This window comes from Bdellovibrio sp. NC01, from assembly GCF_006874625.1.
Lineage (GTDB): Bacteria > Bdellovibrionota > Bdellovibrionia > Bdellovibrionales > Bdellovibrionaceae > Bdellovibrio.
This window is the reverse complement of sequence record NZ_CP030034.1, coordinates 3,069,301-3,094,784: the sequence shown is the minus strand read 5'-3', so window position 1 is coordinate 3,094,784 and position 25,484 is coordinate 3,069,301. Positions and strand designations below refer to the sequence as shown.

General features: G+C 44.1%; 27 protein-coding genes and 1 tRNA gene. 15 read left to right on the top strand and 13 right to left on the bottom strand.

All coding sequences use genetic code 11. From position 1 onward, the window contains the following. Positions 1 to 70: 70 nt before the first annotated feature. Positions 71 to 1,621: an acyl-CoA dehydrogenase family protein gene (locus DOE51_RS14770; RefSeq protein ID WP_142697316.1), complete on the bottom strand. Its 1,551-nt coding sequence runs from the start codon at positions 1,619 to 1,621 to the stop codon at positions 71 to 73. Positions 1,622 to 1,752: 131 nt separating this feature from the next. Between DOE51_RS14770 and DOE51_RS14765 the strand changes: the two genes are divergently transcribed. The 3 genes from DOE51_RS14765 (at position 1,753) to DOE51_RS14755 (ending at position 4,381) form a co-directional block, all read left to right on the top strand. Further along, positions 1,753 to 2,640, top strand: coding sequence for a trypsin-like serine protease (locus DOE51_RS14765; protein ID WP_210415539.1), 888 nt, complete (start codon positions 1,753 to 1,755; stop codon positions 2,638 to 2,640). Between the two features lie 94 nt (positions 2,641 to 2,734). Continuing rightward, positions 2,735 to 3,385: a chalcone isomerase family protein gene (locus DOE51_RS14760; protein WP_142697315.1), complete on the top strand. Its 651-nt coding sequence runs from the start codon at positions 2,735 to 2,737 to the stop codon at positions 3,383 to 3,385. A 9-nt stretch (positions 3,386 to 3,394) separates the two neighbouring features. Beyond that, positions 3,395 to 4,381, top strand: a complete 987-nt coding sequence (locus tag DOE51_RS14755) for a hypothetical protein (protein WP_142697314.1) — start codon at positions 3,395 to 3,397, stop codon at positions 4,379 to 4,381. Positions 4,382 to 4,408: 27 nt separating this feature from the next. On the opposite strand, the gene DOE51_RS14750 is transcribed toward DOE51_RS14755, so the two are convergent. After that, positions 4,409 to 5,293 carry a LysR family transcriptional regulator gene (locus DOE51_RS14750; protein WP_142697313.1) on the bottom strand — a complete coding sequence of 295 codons (885 nt, stop codon included), beginning with the start codon at positions 5,291 to 5,293 and terminating at the stop codon, positions 4,409 to 4,411. Between the two features lie 97 nt (positions 5,294 to 5,390). On the opposite strand from DOE51_RS14750, the gene DOE51_RS14745 reads away from it, so the two are divergent. Beyond that, a complete protein-coding gene (locus DOE51_RS14745; protein ID WP_142697312.1) occupies positions 5,391 to 6,362 on the top strand; it encodes a YeiH family protein in 972 nt (323 codons plus the stop codon). 6 nt (positions 6,363 to 6,368) lie between these two features. On the opposite strand, the gene DOE51_RS14740 is transcribed toward DOE51_RS14745, so the two are convergent. The 3 genes from DOE51_RS14740 to DOE51_RS14730 are packed head-to-tail and all read right to left on the bottom strand — an operon-like array spanning position 6,369 to position 9,221. Continuing rightward, positions 6,369 to 7,649, bottom strand: a complete 1,281-nt coding sequence (locus tag DOE51_RS14740) for an Nramp family divalent metal transporter (protein WP_142697311.1) — start codon at positions 7,647 to 7,649, stop codon at positions 6,369 to 6,371. A gap of 16 nt (positions 7,650 to 7,665) precedes the next feature. Beyond that, positions 7,666 to 8,280: a membrane lipoprotein lipid attachment site-containing protein gene (locus DOE51_RS14735; RefSeq protein WP_142697310.1), complete on the bottom strand. Its 615-nt coding sequence runs from the start codon at positions 8,278 to 8,280 to the stop codon at positions 7,666 to 7,668. 11 nt (positions 8,281 to 8,291) lie between these two features. After that, entirely contained in the window at positions 8,292 to 9,221 is a 930-nt protein-coding gene (locus DOE51_RS14730; RefSeq protein ID WP_142697309.1) for a hypothetical protein, read from the bottom strand. 332 nt (positions 9,222 to 9,553) lie between these two features. Here DOE51_RS14730 and DOE51_RS14725 point away from each other — a divergent pair, with 332 nt between their 5' ends. From DOE51_RS14725 to DOE51_RS14690, 8 genes are all read left to right on the top strand, one after another. Then, complete coding sequence (locus DOE51_RS14725; protein ID WP_142697308.1) at positions 9,554 to 9,751, top strand: hypothetical protein; 198 nt, start codon at positions 9,554 to 9,556, stop codon at positions 9,749 to 9,751. A 156-nt stretch (positions 9,752 to 9,907) separates the two neighbouring features. Continuing rightward, positions 9,908 to 10,321, top strand: coding sequence for a CBS domain-containing protein (locus DOE51_RS14720; protein WP_142697307.1), 414 nt, complete (start codon positions 9,908 to 9,910; stop codon positions 10,319 to 10,321). Between the two features lie 242 nt (positions 10,322 to 10,563). Further along, positions 10,564 to 10,827 (top strand): hypothetical protein, encoded by a 264-nt coding sequence (locus DOE51_RS14715; protein ID WP_142697306.1) that lies wholly within the window; start codon positions 10,564 to 10,566, stop codon positions 10,825 to 10,827. 54 nt (positions 10,828 to 10,881) lie between these two features. Continuing rightward, a complete protein-coding gene (locus DOE51_RS14710) occupies positions 10,882 to 12,123 on the top strand; it encodes a TolC family protein (protein WP_142697305.1) in 1,242 nt (413 codons plus the stop codon). Beyond that, positions 12,120 to 12,638 (top strand): hypothetical protein, encoded by a 519-nt coding sequence (locus DOE51_RS14705; protein ID WP_142697304.1) that lies wholly within the window; start codon positions 12,120 to 12,122, stop codon positions 12,636 to 12,638. Before DOE51_RS14710 ends, DOE51_RS14705 begins: the two co-directional genes overlap by 4 nt. Before the next feature lie 8 nt (positions 12,639 to 12,646). After that, complete coding sequence (locus DOE51_RS14700; protein WP_142697303.1) at positions 12,647 to 15,787, top strand: efflux RND transporter permease subunit; 3,141 nt, start codon at positions 12,647 to 12,649, stop codon at positions 15,785 to 15,787. Between the two features lie 7 nt (positions 15,788 to 15,794). Then, entirely contained in the window at positions 15,795 to 15,998 is a 204-nt protein-coding gene (locus DOE51_RS14695) for a hypothetical protein (RefSeq protein ID WP_142697302.1), read from the top strand. Between the two features lie 159 nt (positions 15,999 to 16,157). Beyond that, entirely contained in the window at positions 16,158 to 17,663 is a 1,506-nt protein-coding gene (locus DOE51_RS14690; protein ID WP_142697301.1) for a carboxylesterase/lipase family protein, read from the top strand. Here the strand turns inward: DOE51_RS14690 and DOE51_RS14685 are convergent. Together DOE51_RS14685 and DOE51_RS14680 are read right to left on the bottom strand one after the other, a co-directional pair. After that, positions 17,656 to 18,315, bottom strand: coding sequence for a hypothetical protein (locus tag DOE51_RS14685; RefSeq protein ID WP_142697300.1), 660 nt, complete (start codon positions 18,313 to 18,315; stop codon positions 17,656 to 17,658). The genes DOE51_RS14690 and DOE51_RS14685 overlap by 8 nt on opposite strands. 88 nt (positions 18,316 to 18,403) lie before the next feature. After that, positions 18,404 to 18,829 carry a hypothetical protein gene (locus tag DOE51_RS14680; RefSeq protein ID WP_142697299.1) on the bottom strand — a complete coding sequence of 142 codons (426 nt, stop codon included), beginning with the start codon at positions 18,827 to 18,829 and terminating at the stop codon, positions 18,404 to 18,406. Between the two features lie 491 nt (positions 18,830 to 19,320). Here DOE51_RS14680 and DOE51_RS14675 point away from each other — a divergent pair. Continuing rightward, positions 19,321 to 19,397 (top strand) — tRNA-Arg (locus tag DOE51_RS14675). A gap of 35 nt (positions 19,398 to 19,432) precedes the next feature. Here DOE51_RS14675 and DOE51_RS14670 read toward each other — a convergent pair. Beyond that, positions 19,433 to 20,032, bottom strand: a complete 600-nt coding sequence (locus DOE51_RS14670; RefSeq protein ID WP_142697298.1) for a hypothetical protein — start codon at positions 20,030 to 20,032, stop codon at positions 19,433 to 19,435. Between the two features lie 44 nt (positions 20,033 to 20,076). Further along, positions 20,077 to 20,343: a hypothetical protein gene (locus DOE51_RS14665; RefSeq protein ID WP_142697297.1), complete on the bottom strand. Its 267-nt coding sequence runs from the start codon at positions 20,341 to 20,343 to the stop codon at positions 20,077 to 20,079. Positions 20,344 to 20,667: 324 nt separating this feature from the next. Here DOE51_RS14665 and DOE51_RS14660 point away from each other — a divergent pair, with 324 nt between their 5' ends. Together DOE51_RS14660 and DOE51_RS14655 are read left to right on the top strand one after the other, a co-directional pair. Beyond that, positions 20,668 to 22,119, top strand: a complete 1,452-nt coding sequence (locus DOE51_RS14660) for a methyl-accepting chemotaxis protein (protein ID WP_168196466.1) — start codon at positions 20,668 to 20,670, stop codon at positions 22,117 to 22,119. Positions 22,120 to 22,198: 79 nt separating this feature from the next. Continuing rightward, the gene (locus DOE51_RS14655) at positions 22,199 to 22,756 is read left to right on the top strand and encodes an outer membrane beta-barrel protein (protein ID WP_168196465.1); all 558 of its coding nucleotides are present in this window, start codon (positions 22,199 to 22,201) and stop codon (positions 22,754 to 22,756) included. An 11-nt stretch (positions 22,757 to 22,767) separates the two neighbouring features. On the opposite strand, the gene DOE51_RS14650 is transcribed toward DOE51_RS14655, so the two are convergent. The 4 genes from DOE51_RS14650 to DOE51_RS14635 all read right to left on the bottom strand — a co-directional run bounded on the left by DOE51_RS14650 (position 22,768) and on the right by DOE51_RS14635 (position 25,461). After that, entirely contained in the window at positions 22,768 to 23,304 is a 537-nt protein-coding gene (locus DOE51_RS14650; protein WP_142697295.1) for a hypothetical protein, read from the bottom strand. 104 nt (positions 23,305 to 23,408) lie between these two features. Next, the gene (locus DOE51_RS14645) at positions 23,409 to 23,756 is read right to left on the bottom strand and encodes a KH domain-containing protein (RefSeq protein WP_142697294.1); all 348 of its coding nucleotides are present in this window, start codon (positions 23,754 to 23,756) and stop codon (positions 23,409 to 23,411) included. A gap of 119 nt (positions 23,757 to 23,875) precedes the next feature. Next, positions 23,876 to 24,727, bottom strand: a complete 852-nt coding sequence (locus DOE51_RS14640; protein ID WP_142697293.1) for a hypothetical protein — start codon at positions 24,725 to 24,727, stop codon at positions 23,876 to 23,878. Then, positions 24,724 to 25,461, bottom strand: a complete 738-nt coding sequence (locus DOE51_RS14635; protein ID WP_142697292.1) for a TIGR02147 family protein — start codon at positions 25,459 to 25,461, stop codon at positions 24,724 to 24,726. Before DOE51_RS14635 ends, DOE51_RS14640 begins: the two co-directional genes overlap by 4 nt. Positions 25,462 to 25,484 lie beyond the last annotated feature (23 nt).

The following is a 25,484-nucleotide window of genomic DNA, read 5'->3' as shown; positions in this document are numbered from 1 at the left end:
TCGCCGGAGTGCTAAAAAAAAAGGGCGGTAGTGATACCGCCCTTTTTTTATTCTCATATTCTTTTAAAAATTAAATTTCGTATTCGAATTTCAAATTCTCACACATCAAATCGCCCAACATCAAAGCTAAGCGACGAGCATTTGCTTCCATCTCTTCAGGACCGGCTTTAACAAGTTTGCCGACAAGGTTCGTGAACTCTTCAAATTTCTTCACGAACGGGGCGTGATTGCCTTTCATTCCTGCAGAATTTTTTAGGTACTCCATCACGACAGGCAATGATTGTTCTTTTTCAAATGCACGAAGCATATCAAGTGAAAGAACGTTTGTCGTGCCTTCCCAGATCGAGAAAACTTGCGCATCACGAAGCAGGCGTGGAAGACCCGTGTCTTCAACATAACCAGCGCCACCGAACATTTCGACAACCTCGCTTGAAATCGTGATCGCTTTTTTAGCCGTGTAAAGTTTTAGAACCGGAGTCAACGTGCGCAGCAAAGTTCTTTCACTGGCTGTGATTTCGCCGACTTCTTCTTTACCTAAAAGATGTGCCACATAGAAAGTGAAAGCAAAGCAGTGTTGGAAATCGCTTTCTAGCCAATTCAACGTTTCGCGATGAAGGGGGTGATCGATCAATAATTTTCCGAAAGCTTTGCGTTTCTTAGAATAATTCTGGGCAAGATCCAAAGCGCGGCGCATGTGACCCAAAGCACAGACGGAGTTGTAAATGCGTGTGATATTCAAAACACTCGCAATACGTTTCACGCCTTCACCTTCGCCACCGATAATGCGAGCAGGGGTGCCTTGCAAGCTTAACTCGGCCGTTGGCAATGCCTTTGTGCCCAATTTGTCTTTTAAACGGTGAATTTGGATGTTGTTTAACGATCCTTGGTTATCGCGAAGTTCAAGATAGAAAAGACTTAGACCACGCGAACCTGCCGGAGCACCTTCAGGTCGAGCCAATGTCAAAGCCATCTGCGAAGTCGTTGCAGACGTGAACCACTTCGTCCCATGCAAAGCATGAGTCGCTCCAAAGTTGCTTGATCCCGAGAACGTTAGTGCATCTGTTGAAGTGCCGCTGACGTCAGAACCGCCCGTACGCTCTGTCATCCATTGGCCGGCAGTCCAGAAGGTTGCAGGGTCCTTGGATGTCAGGTGAGGAATGGCGCGGGCTTTAAGCTCTGGAGTACCGTATAGCTCTAATGCGCGGGCTGCTCCATCTGTCATAGCCAGTGGGCATGAGAAAATGGCCGAGCTTGGCGAGTAAAGATAAAGCAAAGCCATTTGATAGATTCGCGAGAAGGAACCGAAACGGCGTTCGTAGGCCGTTGCGACGATACCTTCTTCGGCCGCCACTTTTTCAAGTTGGCGCCAACCATTAGATACGCGGATGTCATCGATACGACGCCCCCACGGATCATAGGGCACATGAACTGGAGGATAGGTTTCAGCATCCTGAGCCCACGCCAACATGTCTGTTGCAGCTCTTTGGCCGAGATGAGCAAGGTGAGGAAGAGCTACCTTTTGTGCATCCGCTGGCAGAATTTTGCGCAAAAACTTCTTCAGGGTTTCGTCAGACTCGTAAGTATTCGTGAGGCTTGGGCCTTCTTGATAAAAGTTTTTCATGGTCCTAGTGTAGGTCGCTCTAGAGGGGCGGACAAGAATATGTCATCTGACTCGCCTTTTTTTTGAAAAATCCCTTGCTCATCTGTAATTGAGTCCATATATAAGCCGCTCATTAAAAAGGGGAGAAACTAGTGAACCGTTCAGTCTTGGTCCTGGGGTTGATTGCTTTGGTGTCCTGCGCACCTAAAAATTCGAACAACGTTGAGCTTGCGGGTAAGCCATCAATTATTAACGGCCAAGAAGTGAAAGAGGGCGCCTCTATCGCTGCAAGTATCGTTTCTTTGTACGATACGAAAGAACAATACATCTGCACAGGTACGTTGATCGCTCCAAATATCGTTTTGACGGCGGCTCACTGTATGCCTTCTAAAGCATCTAACATGAAAGTTGTTTTTGCGAACAATGTTGACGATATGATGAGCAACCGCGAACAAGACGTTCTTCAAGCTCACGTGCTTCAGGTGACAAGCTTCAAGGCGAACGACAAATACAATCCAAATGATGAAGAAACTGAATTCAATCGCAACGATATCGCGTTGGTTCGTTTTAAAGGCGCCCTGCCAGAGGGTTACAAGCCTGCGACTTTCTTGGGTGGTACGAACCTTTTGAAACGCGGCATGATGGTGACTGTTGCTGGTTATGGCGTTGATGACGTTCAGGCGACACAAATCGATCCAAGAAAATACAAAAACCTAGATCAAGCTATCGAAGACGGTGAAGTATTCTGCGACGATAACAACCGTAATTGCATGAAAGTTGAAATGTCCGGCGACGGTCTTCTTCGTCAAGGCCAAGCACCGATCTCTTCATTGCAAGAGACTGAAGTGCGTTTGGACGAGCGTAAGTCTGGCACTTGCAGCGGTGACTCTGGCGGTCCAGCATTCATCCAAATCAACGGTCAATACCTTCTTTGGGGTGTTACAAGCCGTGGTAGCCTTCTTTGCAACTCTACGGGCGTTTACACGAATGCGCTTGAGTTCAAAGATTGGATCAACCAAACAATTCCGACACTATTCTAGTTAAATTTGTGCAAGTTCGATTGCACAAATAAAAAGGGACTCTTCTAGTTGGCTGTCCTAAGAACGTCTTCTTACCTTTAAAAGGAGACGTTCTATGAAATCGGTCCTAAAAGTTCTTACTGCCTCTGCCATCATTCTTTCTGTTTCTTTCGCAGAGGCTTCTCTTCTGAAGCTCGAAAAAGGTTCTCGCGATATCAAAGGCGTGAACATTTCTAAATCAGCTGATGCGACAATTGATCAAACTGCTGTGCATTTGAGTACCGTGGGCGGCGGTCTTCGTTGGAAGAAAGTTCTTTTGGCGAAAGTGAACGTGTATGTCGCACAACTTCTTGTAAGCAGCCCAGAACGTTTCGTAAAAAAAGACAAAGAAGCTTTGAAGTCTTTGGATGACAGCGAAACTACAGCGATTCAATTGACGTTCTTGCGCACAGTAGACGCGCCAACAGTACAAAGTTCATTCCGTGATGCTTTGTCGATCAATAAAGTCGATATGAGCACAGACGCAATTAAGCAATTCTTGAGCGCTGTTAAAAACGGCGGCGATGCAACTTCGGGCAATAGCTTAACGATCCTAGTTCATAAGCACAGCGACGGTTCTGAAACGTTGATTTATGAAGATTCAGCGGCGAAACAAACTGTGATTAAAGGTGACAAAGGTTTGACGCAAAAAATTCTTGCGATCTGGTTGGGCACTCCAGCGGACGATGGCGTGGCTTCTTGCAAATCTGATTTGCTAGCGAACTAGGAGTTTTTCGTGAAGTCGCAATTGAAAGTTCTTATCGGCGCGGGACTGTGCCTATCGTTAGTGGCTTGTGAAGCCACTGACGCTATTAAAAGCGCAAACCAAATTCCAGCTAAGATGGATCAAACAAATCAAAACATGAGCAACATGTTGGAAGAGATGAAAAAAACAACTTCCGGCGTTCATGACCAATCGTTGTTGATCCCAATGGAAAATATTTTGAAAGAGGAAAATCACGATTCATTGTCGCCTGTTCCTTTCAAACTGATGCCTTACGGTAAAAAGTTTGCAGAGGCAGCGACCGCGCAAGAGTTGATTGATCTGACTTACTTGTGGTTGAAAGAAGTCGACGAATCTTTACCAGCAAAGGACATCGACGAGACCACAGGATCAGAACTTCCATACACACGTCGTCAGGTAGCAAAGATCAATAACGAAAAGATCGCGCGTTTGGTGGCTTTGCAAGTGATCGCAGGGTTTACGCCGCAAACCACAGTTGACGAGATCGTGCGCACGCATATCGTGGGCACATCTTCGATTGAAGGTTCGTTGCGTTTTGAAGAGACAGCGTATTCATTCTTAATGCTAAGAACGATGTTCATTCGTGATGTGCTTTTGAATGAAAGCCTTCTATCTCGCCCATTAGACAATGTCGGCAAAGTGGAAGAATCGATGAAATATGCCAAACAAATTGATTCAATTGCGAAGTATCGTTTTGCTGCCAAGATCCAGTTCAAATCTCGTGGTTTGATTGGCGATGACGGCGTTCAGTTGCCTGAAGATTCGCAACCGCAAGAACAGTTAAGTCGCGATGTCGCGGCTCGCTTGTGGCGCAGTATTTTTGAAAAAGCACAAAGTGATCTGAAGGTTGTCGAACGTGAAGTTGGCAACAACACAGAAGAGGATAAAAAGATTTTAGATCAGGAGCGTAAACGTGCTTCGACAGATTTAAAAATTTTGGAATCTTATGTGAAATCTTGGGATGCCACTTTGGGATAAAGAAAAGCCGGTGATAAACCGGCTTTTTTATTTTTGCAGACGATAGAATTCTGCAGCCGTACCAGAAAGCCCTTTTGAGGGAAAGGCCCAATAAAAAGTTCGGGGAATGCGCAGATCTGGGAATGGGATCGTCAGTTTCCCCAGGGCTAATTCATTCTGAATACTTAGGCGTGACATGAATGCCACACCTAAGCCCGCCATCACGGAAGTTTTAATCGCTTCAGAGCTGCCAATGTCCAATGTTTCGTTGAAATCTTTTGTCGCCAGGTTCAGTTTTTTAAGACCTTTTTCAACAACTACTCGTGTACCGGAACCTTGTTCACGTAACAGCAGTGTCTGTTTGTGCAGATCTTCTTTTTTACGCAGCAGCGATTGTTGAACCGTGCCGCACACGAATAGTAATTCGTCTTCTAGAAAGGGCTCAAGATGAATGGCAGAGGCACGAGCCTGGCCTTCCACTAAACCCAATGGTACTGAGCCATTTCGTAATTTCTTTAGAACATCGTCAGTGTTTCCAATTTGCAGTTCCAAACTGATTTGCGGAAAGCGTTTGCGAAACTCTGTCAGTAGAGGAGGTAAGGCATAGGCGGCAACCGTTGTACTGGCTGCGATCTTTAAGTGACCTTTGACGACTTTCGCCTCACTGACACTTTCCGCGGCTTCGCGCACGATGTTTTGAATGCGGCGTGCTTGTTCTAGAAGTTTATGGCCAGCCTCGGTCAATTGAATACCAGTTACGGAACGCTTAATCAGCGCTGAATTCAATTCTTCTTCTAATTTCTGAATGTGAGCTGTGACTGAGGGCTGCGACAGATTTAATAACTTCGCGGCCCCCGATAAGCTTTGAGCTTCGGCAACTGCAAGAAACGTTGGAAGAAGCTCGGTATTGAAATTAAAGAGGAATGAATTCATAGAAATCACTATATCAGAAATACTGATGATATATAGTAAAATAGTATTACTATTTCTGATAAATAGAGACGATACTACACACAGTAAAGGACTTTCTATGGAAACTGCGAAGAAAACGGTCTCTGAAAATGTAGCAAAGATTGTGATCCCGTTGGCTGCGGTGTTGTGTCTGACTCCTTATGTGTCATCAGCCTTAGCTTTGATTCTGGGAATCTTTTTAGCCGTCGTGATGGGCAATCCCTATATCGCGAAAACTCGTAAGCTGACTTCGACGTTGTTAAGCTTGTCAGTGATGGGTTTAGGCGCGGGGATGGATTTGGGCGTTGTTGGCCGAGTCGGTTTGCAAGGTATTGGTTATACCGTTGTCGGGATTTCCTCAACTTTGATTCTTGGTTACTTGCTTGGAAAACTTTTGAAAACGGAACGTGATACATCGGTTTTGATTTCTGTTGGTACAGCGATTTGTGGTGGCAGTGCGATTGCGGCTATTGCGCCGACAATTAAAGCAAAACATCACGAAATCTCTGTCGCACTGGGGACGGTGTTCTTGTTGAATGCTTTGGCGTTGTTTATCTTCCCGCCGATAGGTCACGCGCTCGGTTTGACTGAAACTCAATTTGGTCTGTGGAGTGCTTTGGCGATTCATGACACAAGTTCGGTGGTCGGTGCGTCTTTGCAATATGGTGCACACGCTTTGGAAGTAGGAACGACAGTTAAGTTGGCACGGGCTTTATGGATTGTGCCTGTGACTTTCTTGTTTGGTTATATTTACGCCAAAGGTGCTGCTAAGACCGCAGTTGATGCGAAACCGAAACGTCCATGGTTTATTCTTGGCTTCTTAATTGCGGCAGCCGTGGTGACTTATATCCCGCAACTTCGCCCGGCAGGCCATGTCGTAAATGAAATTGCGAAACGAGCTTTGGTCGTTACGTTGTTCCTGATTGGTACGAACCTGACGAAAGAAACATTGGCGCAAGTGGGCATTAAGCCTTTGATTCAAGGTGTGATGTTATGGGTGACAATTGCAAGTGCCACGTTAGGTGCGATTGTGATGGGTTGGATTCACTAAGACTTTCTATTTTAGCAGATGCACAATCAGCCAAATATTCGCAAGGCTGATTGCTGCAAAAATACTCCAGCAAATTACTTTTATCGGCAGGCTATTTACAAAAGGTCCCATCATTGATCGGTCGCTCGTAAATTTCACCAATGGATAAATCGCAAATGGCAATTGCAGTCCTAAGATCACTTGAGTAATCACAATCAATGTTCCGGTCGAGTCGTCACCTAATAACCAGACACCCAGAAATGCAGGAATTAGCGCCAGTGAACGTGTGATAAGTCGAACCTTCCAGGCGCTTAATTTTAAATTCAGATAGCCTTCAAGGATGACTTGCCCAGCAAGTGTGCCTGTAAAGGTCGAGCTTTGTCCTGACGCTAATAAGGCAACTGCAAACAGCACTGGCGCAAGCCATGTGCCTACAATCGGCTCTAAAAGGTGATAAGCGTCTTGAATGTCTGCGACGTCATAATGACCTGATCTGTGAAAGGCGGATGCCGCTAAAACAAGAATGGCCGAGTTCACTAAAAATGCCAGTCCCAATGAACCTAATGTATCGAGTGTTGAAAACTTAATGGCCTGGCGTTTTTCTTGTTCCGTGATACCGACTTTACGAGTCTGTACGATGGCAGAATGAAGGTAAAGATTGTGGGGCATAATCGTTGCGCCAATAATTCCGATTGCCAAATACCAGCTTTGTTTATCGCGCAAAAGATCGAAGCGCGGCACATAACCGTGCAGCACTGATATAAAGTCAGGCTTAACGAAAACCAACTCGATAAAAAAACAAATGCCGATGGTCATGACCAAACCAAGAATGATCGCTTCAATTTTGCGAAATCCTTTTCCGGCAAAAGCTAAAACTAGAAATGTATCCAAAGCGGTAATGGCGACACCGACAAGTAATGAACAACCGAATAGAAGTTTGAAGGCGAGGGCACTGCCAAGCACTTCAGCGATGTCAGTGGCAATGATGGCGATCTCTGCCAGAAACCATTGAGTTAGATTGGTCTTTTTGCCGTAATTATTGCGTGATGCAACGGCAAGATCCATTCCTGATGCGATTCCTAATTTTAAACTCAGGTATTGAAGGGCGATGGCGCCAAGACTTGAAAATAAAACGACGGAAAGAAGAAGATGACCGAAGCGAGACCCGGCTTCAATATCGGTGGCCCAATTGCCCGGGTCCATGTAGCCGACCGAGACAAGAAGTCCCGGTCCTAGAAATTTAAAGAACTTTGTCCAAAGACTGGCGTTTTGGGGAACGCTGATGCTGCCTTTGAACTCTGAACTCATTCAAACCTCAATCCTTTTACTGCGCGTCTTCTATTTTAGCTTCGCAGGCAGCTAGGGATTGTTCAAGCTCTGTACGCTTCTGCGCCAAAGTTTTTCTGTAATCTTGGAAGCGATCAACAGTTTCCAGCAGGTTTTCTTTTGTGACTGCTGTCACTTGACCTCTTTCATTGTAGCCGACTTCAACTTTAGCGTTCGTGTCCGTGCTTGTTTTGTTTTTATTGAAGTTCTTCCATTCAGAAAGAAGTTCTGTATTCAAAACATCGCTACGATCAACACGCTTAGGAGCTGTGCCGTCGCCGCCATATTTCTTTTGGCTCGCTTTTTTATTGCAAGCATCGACTTGGCCAGCCAAACCTTTGCTTGAATATTCACGAATACCATACAGAGCTTCATACTCTTTGAAAGTTTCATACTTCAAGTTTTGCAAGTATTCAGACAATTGAGTTTTATCCATGTGCATGACATGGCCGTCTTCATCAACGCCGATCGAAGTGTCGCTACCAAGACTTTCTTCTTTAGAAAGAGTTGTCGTAACGTTTTGATCTTTCAGTACTTGTTCTTCGCGTTTCTTTTTACTTGAACAACCAGTAACAACTAATGCCGCAACGATAAATAGAGTTAACTTTTTCATTTTATAAATCCTTAGTTATTCCAAACATTGCTGCCTTTGCGTAGGCAGTTTTTTGCACCAGGAACGATATCGGCAGAATCATTCATCCAAGATTTCAAAGTAGGATTTGTTCCTGCTTCAAGTTCAGAGAATTTTGCACCTGAATCATAAGCCAACGCCCAGCCGCCAACACGGATAACGTTCTGACGTTCTGCTTGGTTTGAATCCACAATTCTTTGTGAGTTCACTGGCTGATCCTGATCGTAGTCTTCTTTCATGATCCATTGTTTGTTCAAAGCGACTTTAACAAGGTCATTTAACTTCGCGCCTTGTTTTACATAACGGCATACGTATTGATCCAACTCTGAAGTTGTATTGACGATTTGTGGATACTTGCTGAGATCCAAAGCGGCTTGTTTCGCTTTGTAGTTTTTGCGGTTCACGTTGGCATTACAGATTTTGATCTGTGTTTCGTACCAGTCTTTGCGCTTTTTGTATGTCGCTTTGTAGTTTTCGAAACGACGGATGCGATCTTTTAAATAATCGGTAGAGATCGCGACAAGGTTTTTCTTTTCATCCAAACCAATTTTTTGGAATTGATCTTCACGATCTGTCAGGCGTGCTTTTTCAGGCATTTTTACGTAAGTGCCTTCGCCGCCGATCTCTGCAGAGTTTTCGTTTGTTTGACACTCTTCCAGAACGCCCCACAAGCCGCGGTTGCCGTCATCGCTTCCGTAAATATTGTCTTCAAGACCGTAAACTTCGTATTGCAATTGTTTGACGTAATCAGCAAGGCGTACTTTTTTTTGCATGACCATTTCGTCTTTTTCATTCAAACCAAGAACAACTCCTCCGCCCATGTCTTCAGATTTTTTCATCTCTGTATCAAGCTTTTCCGCCTTATTGGGATTAGACGCGCAAGCCGCTAGAAAGAGTGGAAGGACTAGATAACGTTTCTTCATTTCGAATCACCTCAGTTAGAGTTCTGCAAAAACAAATCTGCATTTGCTCAAATCTACCCTTCCATTTTGAGACAGGGTAGCTTTTGCTTTACAGGTCCGAATGCTGCGGACAATCGTGGCTAGATGATTGAAACCTCACGTGATTTCGTTGACTCATTTTGACGTGAATTTTGCTGGCCTTTAGGCTTGCGAGATAAAAAATTATTAATACCGTTTTAATTGGGGTTTAAGAACTTGTTGCTAATCTGAGTTCATCAGAGGGAATCGACTCTTGAAGGAAACAACAAGAGCGGCCTTTTAAATTAAGAAACAAAAAAACCAATGGAGGTTTTATGAAATTCGCAACTATCCTTATGTCTTTGATGTTCGCTGGTGTTATGGCTCAAGCTCAAGGTGAAGCAGCTCCTGCAGCTGGTTCAGCAATGGAATCTGCTCCTAAAGCAGAACAAACTGTGAAAAAAGAGAAAAAACACAAAAAACACAGCAAAAAAGAAAAAGCAGCAGCAGCAACTGAAGGCGCTTCCAAGTAATTAATTACTTAGGTCTTTAGAAGGGAGCTTTCGAGCTCCCTTTTTTTTTGCCCAAATTCCTGTCGAAGCGCACCAGCTCTTTCGCGAGTCACAAAATACAACGCGCCCTTTAGCCTTTGCAGCTCTATTCTTAAGAAAATAGCAAAGGAGCCTGTCATGAAAGTCAAAGAAGTCATGAGACCACGCGCTGACGTTATCAATGCGGATCACACCGTTGAAGAAGCCGCAAAAATGATGGCCAAAGGTGATTACGGATCTTTGCCTGTAGAGCGGGAAGATAAAATGGTAGGCATGATCACCGATCGCGATATTGTCGTTCGCGTCGTTGCGCGCGGCCTTGATCCCGCAGATACAAAAGTTTCTGAGTGCATGACCGAAGGAATTAATTATTGCTACGACGACGATGATGTTGCAGTTGTCGGACAGTCGATGATTTCCTTCAAAATTCGTCGCATGCCGGTTATTAACAGAAGCAAACGATTGATCGGAATGCTCAGTCTTGGTGATATCGCCAATCGTGCGCAAAATAAAAATCTGTCACACGATATCTTGTCTCACGTTTCTCATTAGTTAATATTTTATAGGAAGCTCGTCACAAAATGTGCGTGGGCTTCCTAGTGTTGCAAGAGTATTGCAACTGCAGTTGAAAACCGTCTCATCTATTGGCGTTTGGTCCAATTATCTTGAAATGGTTCACGGGTAGTCGTATTGTGAGTTTCGTGAGAAGCAGAATTCATTCTATCTTTATGACTGTTCTGATTTTGCCCCTATTTTTTGTATTAATAGGGAACTCACTTTCATTTCATTCCGATTTGGCAGCAGAATCCGGCGTCAATATTTCTTCTTCGGTAAATGCCGATAATCAGTTTCATGCTTCCGACGATTCCCATTGTGATCACAAAGATATCGATCCTTGTGCCGATGGTTTTTGTCATCTTGGACATTGTGCAAAATTGGTTCTTATTGATGTGAAGTTTGCGGCTCCGTTAAGCTTCATGACTTCGTCTTTTAAAGAGTACTCTCAATTACCAGTTGATCTAGTTCTGGAAGGCCCCTTCCAACCTCCGCGAGTTTAAGTCCTCGCAAAATTTTCCATAAATATTTTTTAAATTTTAATTAAAGGTTATGCCATGTCTTTTTTAGTGAAGGCTGTGCTGGTGCTTGCGTGTGCGCTTATGGGTGCACGTGTGCAAGCGGCTACAGCTTGTGAGTCAGTCCAAAATTATCAGCAAGTTTTAACTTGTGCGGAACAGAAGTCACCCGATGTTCTTGAGCAAGAAGCATTAGTTCGTCAGAAGTCGGCGGTGGTCGATGCGGTCACGCAGTTACGCAATCCAGAATTGGGTGTGCAAAGTATCACGGGATCTGTGAACTCTGAAACGCGAACTGAAACCGATGTGTCACTGGCATTTCCTGTCGAGCTCGGCGGCAAGCGAGCTGCCCGTAAGGAAGTTTCAGAAGCGGAGCTTAGTAGGGCGCAATCTGCATTGCTTTTGCAAAAGCAAACGGTGCGCAAGATGACGTTGTTAAAGTTGTTGCGTCTTCGTCAGATAACTTCTGAATTGGAGTTAATCGACGAGTCGTCGCAAACGTTCACCAAGCTTGTGAAACAATACGAATCAAGACCCGCATTGTCGCCAGAACAACAAGTGACTTTGACGGTATTTCGTATCGCTAGGGGCGAATATAGTTTTAAACGCATGGAATACGATGAAGAACTGACTTCTTTAGAAGCGTATTTCAAAATTGCCACAGGTTTGCCGCTTGAGAAAATCAAACAAGTTCTGCCGCCCAAAATAACAAAGTGGCCGATCGTGCGCGCGTCCCATGACGATTTAGCTAAATCTCCATTGCTAGCAAGTCACTTGGCTGATGTGCAAAGTGCACAAGGTGAATTAAATCAGGCCAAAGGCGAGTCGTGGCCTACGATGATGATCGGTCCTTCTGCAAAGTTTACTTCTGAAGGTGGACAGGATCTGCAACAGTGGGGCGCAAATTTAAGTATGCCCATTCCTGTGTTTAACGTGAACGGGGCAGGACGCACGGCTGCCGCAGTTGGTTTGAAAGCGGCAGAACAGAAACGCGATTTGCAACTGCAGCAGTTGGAAGCGCAGCGCGAAGGTTTAAGAAAATCCTACGCGAAAGCTATCGAAGTTTTTGCACTAACGCCGAATGAAAGCTCTTTATCCGACAAGCATAAAAAAATTGAAGGTCTATTTATGAAAGGTGTGGTTTCAAGTCCATTGATTATTGAGGCTCATCGTTCGCTGGTGGATTTCGAAAAACTTCGCAACGAACGTGAATTGCATGCGGTCGAAACCTATTTGGATATTCAAATGATTGACGGTGAAGCGGTGGAGTTGGCGTTATGAGAAACATAATTTTTCTTAGTATCGTCACTCTTTTGTTCGCAGCAAGCTGCACTGATAAGAAAAACAAAGAGGGCTCAGCCGAAATGATCACCGCAAATCACGGTTCGCATGAACATGGTGAAGAGCATGAGCACGAAGGTGAGACCGAAGAACGAAACGCCAGTGTTGGCGCTGATAAAGGAATCACCACAGTTGATGAACATGATGGTTTTAAGCTGTCAGTGGAAGCCATTCGTAATTTCGGTATTCAAACGTTGACGCTGGGAAAAGAAACGCAGTGGAAAATTCCAGCCTCTGCCATTCTTTATTCAGGTGAAGAAGTAAACGTGTATCGCGTGCGCAATGCATTTTTCAAACGCATCGATTTTACAACAGTCATAAAAACCCCAAAAGAGATCACGATCAAATCCGCTGATCTTCACGCGGGTGACGAAGTCGTGATTTCCGGAGTGGGATATTTACGATCTGTTGAAATCGTGGCAAGTGGCGACGCGCCAGAAGGGCATAGTCACTAGAGGCATCTATGATAAATAAAATAATTCATTTCTCAGTCTATAATAGAGTTCTGGTTCTGATCTTTACGGTGATGTTAGCGATTGCAGGGATTTACGCATTTCAACATCTGCCCATTGATGCGGTTCCAGATATCACAAACAATCAAGTGCAAATTAATACAACGATTGAAGGACTTGCGCCGGAAGAAATCGAACGCTCGATTACGTTCCCGGTGGAATCTTCAATGCGCGGTATTTCAGGTGTCATGGAGGTCCGTTCGATCACGCGCTTTGGTCTGTCACAAGTGACGGTGGTCTTTAAAGATGCTGTCGATGTCTATCGCGCACGCCAAATGGTGACCGAGCGTTTGCAAGGTGTGCTTAATGAATTACCGAAAGGAGCGGAAGCGAAATTAGGACCGATCTCGACCGGGCTAGGTGAAATATTCCAGTACACCCTTGATTTCAAAAAGCCTGCGACGGATCCGCAAGAGCGTTTAAAACAAATGATGGAAATTAAAGCGGTGCAAGATTGGTTTGTAAAACCGCGCTTGTTAACCGTTGAAGGTGTGGCGGAAATCAATACGACTGGCGGGTATGAAAAACAGTATCACGTGCAGCCGGATATTCGCAAAATGGCGTCGTATGGAATTCATTTCGAAGAGATTGTTGAGTCTTTAGAAAAGGCCAATAAGAACGTCGGTGGTGGATATATCTCGCAAACGTCTGAACAATTTCTGGTGCAAGGTGTGGGTTTATTTAAATCTGCAAAAGACATCGAAAAAGTTCCAGTCAAACAATTAGATTCATTTCGAGTGATTCGTATTGGTGATATTGCAAAGGTTCAGTTAGGAAAAGAGTTACGCACGGGGGCTGCGACTCACAATGGACGTGAAACGGTGCTTGGCACAGTGATGATGTTGTTAGGTGAAAACAGTCGCACTGTTTCGACTCGGGTAAAAGAGAAAGTTGATGAAATTCAAAAAACTCTTCCTGCTGATATTGAGATGACGACGGTGTACAATCGCTCTGATCTTGTGAATGCGACCCTTGGTACGGTTGAACATAACTTGTTAATGGGTGCGACGTTGGTCATCGTGGTGTTATTCCTATTGATAGGAAACATTCGGGCTGCGGTTATTACCGCGATCACGATTCCGCTTTCTTTACTGGCGACATTCTTAATCATGAAGCCACTGGGTATTTCTGGAAATTTGATGAGCTTAGGCGCTTTGGATTTCGGGATTATCGTCGATGGCACAGTTATCCTGATTGATAATTGCGTTCGCTATATTCATGAACAAAGTAAAAAGATGGGCCGTAAATTAACACGTGAAGAAGTGCAACACGCCGTCTATGAAGCGGCCGTTGAAGTTCGTGTTGCTGCGGGTTTTGGTGAATTGATCGTTATTGCCGTGTTCTTACCCATTTTTGCATTGGTCGGAGTTGAAGGAAAAATGTTTGCACCGATGGCTGCAACATTTGCAATTGCCGTGGCCTGTGCCTTGGTATTGTCATTTACGACGGCGCCAGCATTGGCATCTTTGATTCTGCAAGGTAACGCCGAAGATAAAGAACCAAAGTTCATGCACTGGTTGCGTGAAGCTTATCAACCCGTTTTTGAAATCGCCTATCGCTTTAAGAAAGCAACCTTGGTGGGAGCAGTCTTCGCGGTTGTGATTGGTGGTTATTTATTTGCGACTCGCGGTGCGGAGTTCTTGCCGCAGTTAAGTGAAGGCTCTTATGCCTTTCATATGATTCGTCCAGTGAACATAAGCTTGGATCAGTCCATCGCATTTCAGGAAAAGGCTGATGTGATCGTAAAACAGTTCCCTGAAGTGGATCATGTGTTTTCACGCATTGGTACAAGTGAAGTTGCGACGGACCCAATGGGGGTAAATATCTCTGATACTTACATCATGTTGAAGGATCGTTCCGAATGGCCGAAAGCGAATGATGGAAAAAAACACACCTATGAAAGTTTAGTCAATGCGTTGGTCGCACGTTTGGAAAGAGAATTGCCGGGACAAAATTATTTGGCCTCTCAACCAATTCAAATGCGCTTCAACGAATTGTTAGAAGGGACTCGTGCCGACGTATCGATTAAGATCTTCGGACCGGATCTTGCCAAAAACATGGATTTGGCAAAACAAGTGCAGCAGCTTGTCGCTAAAGTTCCGGGCGCTGGGGACGTCGAAGTTGACTTAGCGGGCACAAGTCCCGTTTTGAAAGTGGAGCCCCAAGAAGAAGCACTTCGTCGCTATGGTGCTAACATTTCTGACGTCTTAACAACGGTTGCAATTGCAGTGGGTGGTCAAGAAAGTGGATATCTTTATGAAAACGAAAGAAAGTTTCCGATTGTTGTTCGCTTGAGTGATGACGAACGTTCTAATTTGGAAACGATTCGGTCGTTGCCGGTCGCATTGGGGAATAATGCAACGGCATCACTTTCAAATCTTGCGACATCGAAGTTTGCAGAAACTTTCGGAAGTATTAATCGTGAAGATTCGAATCGTCGTTCGGCGGTTCTGGTCAATCTTCGTGGTCGCGATACTGAAAGTTTTGTGAATGAAGCGCAAGCACTGGTCGAAAGGGAACTGAAGCTGCCACAGGGATATTACCTACAATGGGGCGGCAACTTCAAAAACTTGCAGGAAGCTCGTGCGCGATTGTTGGTATTAACGCCAATGGCTTTGGTTTTGGTGTTGTTAATGATCTATGCAGCGTTCCGCAGTGTAGGACAGACAGTGCTGATCTTTTCGTGTGTCCCGTTTGCACTTGTCGGTGGCGTGATTGGCCTGATTGCGAATGGTCTGCCATTTAGTATTTCTGCAGGTGTTGGTTTTATCGCTCTGTCGGGCATCGCGGTCCTTAATGGCGTCGTATTGGTCAATTACTTCAATCAACTTCGCCAAGAGGGAAAAACAGGCAAAGAGCTGGTGATGCAAGGGACGTTGATTCGTCTTCGCCCTGTACTGATGACGGCATTGGTGGCGGTCTTTGGTTTCTTGCCAATGATGCTTTCAACAGGAGTGGGAGCAGAGGTGCAGAGGCCTCTGGCTTCAGTCGTTATCGGTGGCATCGTATCATCGACTATTTTGACTCTGATTGTTTTGCCGATTTTGTATTCCATTTTTGAAAAGAAATTTGTCGGGCGCGTAGCGCATTAGGAAAAATATGAAAAATATTAAAATGAAAATTGCGAGTCTTTTAAGTCTTACTCTGTTTGTAGGGTGTGCTTCTGTCGAAACTTATAAAGAGTCAGACAGAACATCAGCAGGGATTAAAGTGGCCATTGGAAAAAATCAAAACGTCCACGTGAACGACAAAGTGGTGCTGCTAGAGCGCCACTGTCGTGAAACGCCAAAGGTGCCGTTGTGAGTGACGAATTGCAGTGTGCTTTGGACTACAAAAATTAATTCATTGAAACTTCAAAGTGAATTGCCATTAATTCTTGGTTAAATAAATTCTGACGCTGATATTTTATTGGCCCTCTTTGCGAAGCTCGATATTTTTGAAGAACTTCGCGGGAGGGTTTTTATGCGCATTCAAATTTTGCTTACGTCCGTCCTGACTTTTTTATTTTCACCATCACTTCATGCTTTTGGGCCCTCCGTTCAATTTGCTTCAGGCAAAGCGCAGGGGCAGACGCAGGAAGGTGTTGAAAGCTTCCTGGGTATTCCTTACGCTGCACCTCCTATTGGTGTGAATCGCTGGAAGGCTCCGCGTCCCGTTCAATCTTGGAGTGGAACATTGAAGGCGGATCATTTTTCTGATGCTTGTCCTCAACGTGGAAACTTTTTTGCGAATGTGCCGGCCGAACAATTCGGGCAGTTCGTTGGTAATGAAGACTGTCTTTATTTAAACTTGTGGCGTCCTTCCGATATTCGTGAACAGGGAAAAAAACTTCCCGTGGTTTTTTGGATTCATGGTGGTTCAAACTTTAAGGGCACTTCATCAGACCCCATGTATGACGGAACTTACGTTGCTAAAAGATCTAATGTTGTCTTTATTAGTGTGAACTATCGTTTAGGAATGCTCGGCGCGTTTGCGTCCGATGCCTTCGCAGAAGAAAATAAACTGGATCGTTCGGGCAACTATGTGACTTTGGATTTGATCCAAGCTTTGAAATGGGTGCGTGATAACGTTGAGCAATTCGGAGGTGATCCAGCGAATGTCACAATCATGGGGCAGTCAGCAGGTTGCATGAATGTGTGGGGCTTATTGCAATCGCCGTTATCTAAAGATCTCTATCACAAAGCGGTGTGTTCGTCGGGGCTGCCGAATGCCTATCCGCAAATTTTCGCCAAAGCGCGCGGTTTAAAGTTTATTGAAAATCTTGTGATTCAGGCGGGTTTAGTCGAAGACGAAAGCAAAGCCGAAGCTTTGGTAAAGAATAAAGACAAAAAGTGGCTGAAAGAATTCCTTTATTCGCGCACAGCGGAAGAACTTGTGATGGCGCAAGATTATACAATTCCGATTCAACATATCGTTGATGGCGAAGTGATTCCTCACGGCTTTGAAGCTTTGGCCTTAGGCAATTATCAACAGGTGCCTATTATCTTAGGTTCGACATTAGATGACGGAACTTATTTAATCGGTGGTGAGTATTTAAAACCCTCTGCCGTTGAATTGTGGGGATGGATGCAGGCACCGGAAACTGCACCGAAATCTCCACAAGATTTTGTGACGATAGACTTCGACCACTTTCAAACTATGACGAAAGCGGGTTCGATTGCTATTCAAACAACTGTTCATAATATTTATCTGAACTCAAAACTTCATAACTCGAATTCTTATTTGTATTCATTTGAATGGAAGGAAACGCCATCGCCCTGGAAAGACGTATTCGGCGCGGTTCATGGTTTAGATGCGGTTTTCTATTTAGGAAATTTTGATACGGTACATCCGAACTTTGCACGCTTTGCGTGGTGTGAAGACAATCGTGAATCACGCGAGAATCTGCGCGAAAAGATGAGTACGTACTTCACAAAGTTTTTTTATACAGGCGATCCAGGTTGGACAAGCCCGATAACTTTTAAATAGATTTCTTAGCGAAAGACTTAGGATTTTTTGCAACCTGAGTCTTCGCGGCTCCGTCGCAGTATTTACCCCAAGTATTGGAAAGATTATCGCCCACTCCGATATGAATTGCTGAATTGCCGTAATGGCCAATGGCGCGAATACGAGCAGCCGCTTTCATTTTGCAAAGCTCTGCAAAAGCGCGATCGGCATCGGCGTTAGTACAAAAGCGCACGTCGATGGAAGTTCCAAAGGGATGTCTGCCGGGCGCGCCACCCACGTTGTGATTGTAAGCATCGGGACGCCACCAATTATAGATTTCGCAAACCTTCAAACCTTTCGCTTGTAGATCTTTAACGACTCGCACGCCTTCAATAGCGAACTTCCAGGTGTTTTCAGAGGGATCAATCAACTGATGAACTTGTTCCTCACCATACGTGCATTTAAAGCGCGCCGTGCTGCTCTCGTTAGGGCGAGTGAGTTGTTGGCACCATGACGAGTTGTCGGTCTCGGCTAAGCACTTTGCAAGAAAGCGTTCTTTCTTGGCGTTGCCTTCATTAACTTGTTCGATTTCTTGCACGGTGGCCTTACGACATTGCGATAGGGGCGGAGCTACTTTAGCAAAACTATTTACAGACAAAAATAGCAGAGCACTCAAGATAAGTGACTTCTTCACCCGGACCTCTTCCCTCTAAGTTCACATTCGAATTTAAAGAATATTAAATTTGAAAGGATCTTGGCGAGGGGCGAGGGTCAGGAACTAGTCACTTATCTAGGAAGTTTTTTAAATTACAACGTAAGTCCGCTCGGTATTGGCCTAGGACTTCACCTTCAAAGCCGCTGCAGATGCTAGAGACAACGTTGTAGTAGGCCATTCCTCCCCACATCATATACGTGTCTAAAATGCCCGCAGCTTGAAGGATATCAACTAAGCGTGTGGCATCCGGAATGACGAACGAAATGCCATCGCCGCTGCAACCAAGCTCTTCTGACAAACTGTCATAGCGACAATATTTAACCTTGATATCGTAAAGCATGCGGCCTTTGTACGACTGCGAGTATTGCATGAACTTTGAATTGACCATCATGTTTGTCGCATACATCGCGTCTTCGCCATCAATGGCTTTCAGTTCGTTAGCGGCTTGTGCGAAAGACGAAAAAAATAGAATCATTGAAATAAGAAGCTTCATGGTTCCTCCGAAAAGTTTTTTTGCTGAGGAATCGAAGCTAGATTTTAAAAGCTTACTTATCAACGAAGACTCGCATTCTGAATCGCTTGTAATGGCTGCTTGCGCAGCTTCAAATTCACAGGAGAAAAATGCGGAAAATCTACAAAAATATCACTTCCGTTTCACCATGAAACGGACATGCGCTGGAACTTATGGACGTCTATCAATTTGTAATAAAGATGCTTGGGAATCTGCGGAATTTTGCCGATCTGTTAGACAGTAAACTCGTTCCGATGTGGTTCGTTAGTTGGGGAGCGATCGATGAAATTGAACTCGTTATTATTTTGGGCTTTGATAGTCCTACTCTTCGTGGGGATTCAACTCTCACGCATCTATCTGGAAGGATAGGCCAATAACACGCAGCATAAAGCGTGAAAAATTGGCCTCATCATCTTGGAAATTTGAAATAGATTTGCTAGTTTGGGCCCCTTCAGCGATATTAGATCGCAAGTGGTTCCGTAGCTCAGCTGGATAGAGCATCTCCCTTCTAAGGAGAGGGTCGTACGTTCGAGTCGTACCGGAATCACCATTTTTTCTAAGCGAGCGTTTCGCTGTCCCACCTTATTAATTGGCGCATTTAATTTCTTTAAAAATGTTTCCAGCCTGAGCGTAACTCAAAGGTCCCGCATAAGGTAAAACTTGGACGTTTTCATAAACTTCCTGATTAAGGCTTTTTACATTTCCAGTAGACGTTTTAAAGCCATAGAACTCACAAAATAATTCAGGTACGTTGTGAGTATCTTCATTCAGTCGAGAAATAAGCCGCCCATTTATTCTTGGATACTTAATAGTAACTTCAGCAATTTCTTCAGCCATTTTGCAAGCGTTCGTTATTCCGTCGACCACTTCATTCAAATTTTTTTCTCCAAGTTTGTCTGCATCCCAAGGTGTTAATGCTCTTGTTTTCAACTTAATATTCTGAACAATCTTGTGTTCACCGTTTATCAGTTTATAAATTTGGATTGAAGTGCTAGCAAATTTGATATCCGAAGCTTCAACAATTACATTCGAATTATAAAGTGAATTCGAAATAGCAATGCCAGCTGTAGAGTTTAATCTCGCGGCAAGACTCTTGCCGGAAGCTCCATACACTAGACAGTCATTGGCATTAGCAACAGTTCCGAAAGAAAAGATTAATAATAAAGTGGTAAACAAGGATTTCATTTTTTTCTCCTGAATAGAGGCGGAGCGCAAGCTTCGCTAATTAATTACTTACACTGAACCATGGTAGAAATATCGACGTTCTCTCCAGTTTGATAAATAACCGGAACCATATCGCACGATTTTAGAAATGCTCTTACGTCATCACACGTAGAATCGTTATTCAAACCCGCGAAATTTCTTTCACACGCAGGAGCCGAATAGTACTGAACGGCGTAACTGCCATCAGCAATTTCTTTCATTTGCTCGATAGTCGCTTTTGTAAACGGCTGACCTACAACCACCGAAAAAAGTAGAGGAATAAGAGTTGTCATGTAATACCTCGCTTAAGTTATGCGCGAAAATTACTATAAAGACCGGTCAAACTCGAGGCGCAAAAAGAGTGGAGATACTCTTTTCTGCTTCGTTAATTTCATCGACTCTTGTTCACAGCGAGTGAACGATTACAGGAGTTCAATTTTCCGGACCAGTAGCGATATTACAAAAGTAGCATCCTGCTTAAGAATTCTTTATATTTGAGCGCAATTGCAATGCATTCGATTTGAAGCCTAGTTCAATACCTACGTCAGCATACAGCGATATTTGAGGTCTCCGAACAATTTAGAAAGTTTTAACGACCAAGTTGTGGGGAATACAAAATGAGTCTCGGAAAAAAATTAGTAGGTTTGGGAATTGGGATGAGTTTGGTTTCGATCTTCGTAGCAGTTCTTGCTTATTGGGGGCAAGCGCGCACGCAAAAGAAATACGAGGAAGTAGCTCGTGGCGTATTAGATGATGTGATCACAACCGACGCGGCTTTCTTGGCCTTTAAGCAAGCGCGTATCTCTATTCGTACACTAGGAATTGAAGGCGTAACGCCAGCGCAAGAAGAACAAGCAAAGAAAGAAACTCTTCAAGCCGTGGCAGAAGTCGATATGGAGCTTAAAAAATTTGAGCGCCCTGACTTGATTCCCGGCGAAAAAGAACTTGTCGCTTCTTTACAAAAAAATTGGGAACACTTCAAAGGTGTTGGTGGCAATATTTTAAAATATCAAAAGGAAGGAACACCTGAAAGTCGTAAGGCTATGGTTGGAATCTTCTTTAAAGAGTGTCCCGAGTCGGCTCAGACCTTCATGAACGACATTATGGCCTTAAGAGGCTTTTTGACGAACCAACAAAAAGTTTGGGTGGCGCAAGCGCGTGAAACGGCAGAATCCAACAATCAGACATTGTTGATCGTATCCATCCTTGGTGTTTCAGCGGGACTTGCGATGAGCATCCTTTTCGCAGGCAAACTTTCAAAAAGTCTTTTAAATGTCAGCGAAGATTTGGCGCAAGGATCAGAACGAGTCTCAACGGCTTCGCAACAGATTGCCTCGACAGCTGCGACATTGTCACAATCATCAAGCAGTCAGGCAGCATCCCTTGAAGAAACAGTGGCGACGCTTGAAGAGCTGACTTCAATGGTTCGTCTGAATACAGATAATGCGAAACAAGCAGCTTCATTAGCAAGTGCGACTCGTGATGTAGCAATCAAAGGTGAATCAGAAATTAAAACTTTGATCAGCTCGATCCAAGGGATCGCAGCAGATTCCAAGAAGATCGCGGAAATCACAACGGTCATCGATGATATTGCCTTCCAAACAAACTTGTTAGCACTGAATGCCGCCGTAGAGGCAGCTCGAGCCGGTGAGCAAGGAAAAGGCTTTGCGGTCGTTGCCGAAGCGGTTCGCAATCTTGCACAACGAAGTTCAGAATCCGCTAAGGTCATCGCGACATTGATTAATGATAGCGTTGGTAAAATTGAAAATGGCGCGAATCAAGCGTCTGTCGGTGGTAAAGTTCTAGAAGAAATTGTCACTTCGATTCGTAAAGTTTCTGATTTGAACAGCGAAATTGCGACGGCCAGTGAAGAGCAGTCTTCAGGGATCGTGCAAATCAGCCAGGTCATGAATCAATTAGATCAAGTGACTCAGCAAAATGCTTCTGCTTCACAAGAATCAGCGGCTTCTGCCGAAGAACTTTCAGAGCAATCAAAATCTTTGAAAGATGGAGTGGCGACTTTAACGTCTGTGGTAACCGGATCAAATTCCGGTTCCATGGCTGCCTAGAGCGGGGCAAACAAGACGAACAGCTTGCTTGTGGGGACGTGACTTGCCAATGAACAGTTCGTTCCCCAAAATAAAGTTCATGAAAAAATGGTTCCTTATCGCGGCTTTATTCGTTGGTTATTCTTCTCACTCTCAAGCAGCAATTATGATTGACCCCTACATCGGTTACGAGATGGGCAGCGGGACAGATAAAAGTGTCGACAGTGGATTTTCAACGAAAGCTATCAACGTCGGTGCACGTTTGGGTTGGCTGACGGATTCAGGAACAACTTTCGTGGGTGTTGATTACAATACTCTTTTTGATGGTAGCGTCGATTACGAAGGTGACTCGCGCGATGCTTTTAACAAGTCCATCATCATGGCAACAGCACTTTATAATTTTCAGAACAATCCTTACCGCATCTATGCGGGAGTCGGTGTTGACTCGTGGACTATTAAGAATGACAACCATTCAAAGTTGTCGGGCATGGCATACAAGGTTGGTTTAGGATATACCCGCTACAAACCAGTCACGATCAATTTTGAATATATCGTAGAGTCTTTCAATAAGGCTTCAGACGATACAAATTCAGACGTTGATGCGAAGGTTTCGAACAACGTCATGATGTTGAACGTATCTTGGCCTATTAAGTTCTAATCCCAACTAAGTTAGTTCATGCGAAGGCGGAAACCTCCGAAGTGCATCGTTTCGCTATATTGGTAATTGTCTGTCGATACCGTTTTGTGAACACGGATAAATAAGTCGTAATTTTGAGTGGCACCACGGTTGTAGGGCAAAGAAAAAGTTTGAGTGCCTTTTTGCTCTACAGATAGATCGCCGAGTCTTCTTTGTTGGATAATTTCATAGCGTTCATTGACCAGTAAGAGTTCATAGTTGTCGTAAGAAACTCTGACATTTTTTCCGTTCGGTGCAACGTATTCGCGGGATGCTGGCATTACATCCGCAATCCAAATTCCATTCTGACAAGTTACGGCCGAAATGTTAACTGTAACTTTCATCGTTTTATCAGTCGCTGCTTCTTTAACTAAAGAAACGCCGATGGCTTTTTCGGGTTGAGAATCTGTTGAATTAGTACTTGGACATGACAGTGAACTTCCATCTAGGATTTTGAAAACTTGGACTTCAGCTTTTGCAAAACAAGATGAAGAGAGGATAAGGATAGCAGAAAGAATTGAACGTGTCATAAGAGCCTCCTGGTTAGAAGGCACTTATTTACACTGTTACCCATAACCGTTCAATATCGCGAACTTTATTTCGTGTCTTTAAACCCTAGCCACAGATACTAAGTTCAGTAACTGTCGTCTTGATTGCCATTAAAAGGTGTGTGAGGTGCATCCACTACGGCACGAATTTCATGACGCGCCAACATGGCTCGCGCGATGGATCTAAGGCTATTAATAGTCGCACCTTTTCGGCCAAGGAGATAACCGTAGTCATCGAGGTGAACCGCGACGCTGTAGACAGTTGTGCGGTCACCAATTAAATATGTCACCATGACGTCATTTGGATTTCTGACGATTCTTTGCAAAATGGTTTTAAGTAAAGAACCTATGTCTTTGCGGATGTCTTCCTGCGAGTGGGAGGAAATAAAAGTATTTGAAATTTCTGTGCCAGGTAAATGAACTCGTGATGACATTAGACCCTCATATTGCCGATGAATGACGTTCTAAAATTAGTAAACAGAATGTAAATAGTGATTGCAAGATCACGAGTTCTAATCTGTGGCCTTCGTTAGAGACTCAGGCCTTTGATATATCACTTATTATTACACCGTAAAACTTCGGCGAAACGTTCCGGTTGAGGCAACTTCAGGGTCATAATTTGTTTACAGCTGTCATTCAGACGAGTCGCACATGTTTGGGTAACTGGGGCACCACCAAGCATTAACAGCTTTAGAATATCAAAAGTACGTTCATCTCCCGTTGCCTGGCGAAGATACCAATTCATCAGACTGATACCGCCCACACAAATATCCATATTGATATTCATAGCAATATATTTACGCAGAAGGGGAGCGCAGCTCTGATTTAAAGACTCAATTAACAATGCTTTTTTTTGTTCATCTGTCGTTAAACGCATGAAGGGTTCTTCTGGAATTGCGTTGATGGTATCTGTGTCGCAGACAGATGTTGCCGCCGCCAAAGAGGAAAACGAAAGTGGTGTGGTTTGCGCAATGATTCGAATCAGGGCTGTTGAGTTCTTATAGTCGGCATCGTAAACACCTGCCACTGGAAATATCTCATGAACCACGAGTTGGAGTTTTTGGTTTTCTGATAAAACTTTCCAAAAACTGCGAGAAAGTTTAATTGTCGGCGGATTCGTAAAGGGCTGGTTGATTGCAGAGACTTCGCGACCATCAAGGTGCAGATTTTCTTCGGAAGAAATCTGCACTTGATTACGGGCTTGCTGCAATACTGAACGTTGTAGTGTGGCGTTATTTTCCAGTGGAATGGTGGCAGGCATATGAGATAAGGCGCTGTCCAAAAGAAGGAAGAATTCTGCCACGTATCCGTCTCCGCCGTTGGTTACTTGGCCGTCAATTAAGGTCATTGAAAAAGCTGATGTTGAACTTAGAAGTGCACATAAAATAACGATGAGTATTTTCATTTTTTAGACTCCTCAATGACCGGATAGAACGCAGAACTAAAGTTGTAAACTTGATTAACCTGATCTTTTCTTTTTTCAGAGATTCGATTGATCTTACTTTGCGCTTCTCGAATAATATCGCGTATTGCGGGAATATCGTCAGAGTGGATCGCCACAGTCAACGTGCTGTGATCCCTTTTTTCGAAAGCGACTTCTTCGACTGCATCAATTGCAAGTTGTAGGTATTTTTTTTGAAGATTTCTTCTTAACGCGGTCGTGTAGGGAATAGGAATAGTCGTAAGGTTTGAAGAAACGTATCCTTCACCAATCGGATTTTTACTCAGAATTTTATTCGTCAATAGGAAATCAATGATTTCGCGAACCTGTTCGACCGTCATTCCAAATAAACTTGCAAGTTGATCATGTCTTGTGTGTGAATCTGGTAGCTTCATTGCTTCCAATAAAATGGGGTGCACCCAGCTGTAAGTTGATTCAAAGAATTCACAAGCTAAAGGATTGAAACTGTTCGAGCCGCGAGCCGCATCGCGAAGAGCTGAGGCCTCTTCTGGAGACAGCTTAAGTTTGTTGATCCACTTTTCGACGGTTTCTTCCGATGGAATCCGCAAACCATTTAAAACTTTCGAAAGCGAACTAGGATCGGTATCGAGTAAGCGCGCGAAGGATCGCAATGAAAACTTGGCGTTCTTTTCTTGGCGACGCAAAAGTTGAATTTGCATAAATTGCTGAACAGTCATTGCGGCATTTATTCACATTTCCG